3 protein-coding genes are annotated in these 2,496 nt (G+C 35.4%); all 3 read left to right on the forward strand.

Annotated features, from left to right (window positions below):
* Positions 1-135: 135 nt before the first annotated feature.
* Genes Q0F90_RS08790 through Q0F90_RS08800 form a run of 3 tightly spaced genes read left to right on the forward strand, consistent with a single transcriptional unit; the run spans position 136 to position 2,253 of the window.
* The gene (locus Q0F90_RS08790) at positions 136-915 is read left to right on the forward strand and encodes a protein-ADP-ribose hydrolase (protein WP_296004840.1); all 780 of its coding nucleotides are present in this window, start codon (positions 136-138) and stop codon (positions 913-915) included.
* Positions 887-1,738, forward strand: a complete 852-nt coding sequence (locus tag Q0F90_RS08795; protein WP_296004842.1) for a Sir2 family NAD-dependent protein deacetylase — start codon at positions 887-889, stop codon at positions 1,736-1,738. Before Q0F90_RS08790 ends, Q0F90_RS08795 begins: the two co-directional genes overlap by 29 nt.
* A 17-nt stretch (positions 1,739-1,755) precedes the next feature.
* Positions 1,756-2,253, forward strand: coding sequence for a methylated-DNA--[protein]-cysteine S-methyltransferase (locus tag Q0F90_RS08800; protein ID WP_296004844.1), 498 nt, complete (start codon positions 1,756-1,758; stop codon positions 2,251-2,253).
* Positions 2,254-2,496 lie beyond the last annotated feature (243 nt).

Genomic DNA, 2,496 nt, shown 5'->3' on the forward strand with positions numbered 1-2,496 from the left:
AGTATTGGATATAATATAATTACGACTACAAATATAATTACAGTAAAGTTACTGCTAGCATATGCATATGTATGTGCTAGCAGTTTTTTGTTATATAATAGGTGAAAGTATAGTCTATACTAAAAGGAGTTACATATGACACAGCAAGAACGGTTACGCTATTTGGTTGAGGGCTTAGTAGCAGAATACAAAGAAAAGCATAAGGAGCATTTAGAAATCCCTGTGAGTGAGGAGGAGCAATTTACTCTCTTTAGATCTTTATGTAATATTCGTCCTGCTGGTGCTATGCCTATTGAATGGATGAAGGTAGAATCTGAATACTTAAATACTTTAACACAGGAAAAAGGCATTGTAACGATTAATGATATGAAAGAGCGAGAGCCTAAGATTTATCTATGGCAAGGAGATATTACTCGTTTATCTGTAGATGCTATTGTTAATGCTGCTAATAATCAACTGCTTGGATGCTTTGCGCCAAATCATAAATGTATCGATAACACTATTCATACCTTTGCTGGTATTGAACTTCGTATGGAATGTGCTAGGATGACTGAGTATATGGAAATGCCTGAAAAGACAGGTGTAGCTCGTATGACCTATGGGTATAATTTACCGGCAAAGCATGTACTTCACACCGTAGGGCCTATTATTTATGATGAAGTAACAGATAAGGAGAGAAATGAACTAGCTGCTTCCTATCGATCCTGTTTAGAGTTAGCCAATGCTTATAACTTACACTCCATTGCATTCTGCTGTATTTCTACCGGTGAGTTTAGATTCTCTAATGAAGAGGCGGCCCGAATTGCAGTTGATACTGTGAGAACCTATTTAAAAGAAACTAATAGTAAAATCCAAGTGATATTTAATGTATTTAAGGATATAGATTATGAAATCTACAACAGATTATTGGGATAATATAGAATGTGTAAAAGATTTTTTGAATACAGCTGATGCGGTACTTGTAGGTATTGGGGCCGGTATGTCCACTGCGGCTGGATTTACCTATAGCGGTGAGCGCTTTCATAAATACTTTGATGACTTTCACAAAAAATATGGTATTACAGATATGTATTCTGGCGGGTTTTATTCCTTTGAAAGTATGGAAGAGTATTGGGCGTGGTGGAGCCGTCACATTTATTATAATCGCTATGATACCCCTGCTGGAGTCCCTTATGTACAGTTAATAAACCTATTACAAGATAAGAATTATTTTGTAATTACTACAAATGTAGATCATCAAATGCAATTAGCGGGCGTAGACAAAAATAGACTCTATTATATGCAAGGTGATTATGGATTATGGCAGTGCTCCGAGCCATGTCATCAAAAAACTTATGATAATGAAGAACAAGTGCGCCGTATGGTGAATGAACAAAAGGATATGAAAATTCCTACTGAGTTAATACCTCACTGTCCTAGATGTGGTGAATTGATGACGATGAACTTACGTATTGATGGCACCTTTGTACAAGACGAAGGTTGGTATGCGGCACAAAATAGATATGCAGACTTTATAGAACGATATAAAGATAAAAAACTTATCATGCTAGAAATTGGTGTTGGCTATAATACACCGATGATAATCAAATACCCATTTATGCGGATGGCACATGATAATATAGACGCATTATATGTACCAATTAATATAGAAAATCAACCTATACCTTTTGAAATTCATAAAAATACTGTATCATTTAATAATGACATACAAAAGGTTATGAATGATTTGTTATCTTAAGAAGGAGTTAATGTACTATGAATTATAAATACACCTATGAAAGCCCATTAGGAACTATGGTTATGCTTGGTACATTATCATACTTAACAGATTTATTTTTTATAGATGAGGATCATGCACCAACTTATGATGATGCAGAGTATATAGAGCAACTAACAGGTCCATTTGAGGTAACTATTATGTGGCTAGACCAATATTTTGATGGTAAAAAGCCTTTTATTACACCTCCCATCCAGTTAGAAGGGACAGATTTCCGTAAGTCTGTATGGTCTATATTACAAACTATTCCTTATGGTGAAACTACAACATATGGAGATATAGGTAAACAGATTGCTCAACAACAAGGTAAGGAAAAATTCTCGGCTCAAGCTGTGGGCGGTGCAGTAGGACATAATCCTATTTCTATTATCATTCCATGCCATCGCGTTATTGGTAGCAACGGTAAATTGACAGGCTATGCAGGGGGCATTGAACGAAAGAAATATATGCTAGACCTAGAGGCAGAGCATAAATAGACCTTATGTGGTTTAAGGTCATAATTGACAATACAATATTAAGCTCATATAAAAAGAGATTACTTTATGGTGAATAGATACAGCGTAAGTAATCTCTTTTGTGTTTGTTATTAAATTAGGTAGGGGTTATGTTAAATTGATTTTCTAAGGTACCGATACCGCTAATAGTAACGGCAACAGTATCACCAGGCTTAAGCCAAGAGTATTTACTTTCATTTTTACCGAGTACAACACCACTAGGAG

Origin of the sequence: uncultured Veillonella sp. (assembly GCF_934190855.1) — a bacterium.
In the GTDB taxonomy this organism is placed as follows: Bacteria; Bacillota; Negativicutes; order Veillonellales; family Veillonellaceae; genus Veillonella.

What these genes read in the sequence shown, in the direction of transcription:
- Q0F90_RS08790 (WP_296004840.1), top strand. Translation starts at nt 136, where the DNA reads ATGACACAGCAAGAACGGTTACGCTATTTGGTTGAGGGCTTAGTAGCA.
- Q0F90_RS08795 (WP_296004842.1), top strand. Translation starts at nt 887, where the DNA reads ATGAAATCTACAACAGATTATTGGGATAATATAGAATGTGTAAAAGAT.
- Q0F90_RS08800 (WP_296004844.1), top strand. Translation starts at nt 1,756, where the DNA reads ATGAATTATAAATACACCTATGAAAGCCCATTAGGAACTATGGTTATG.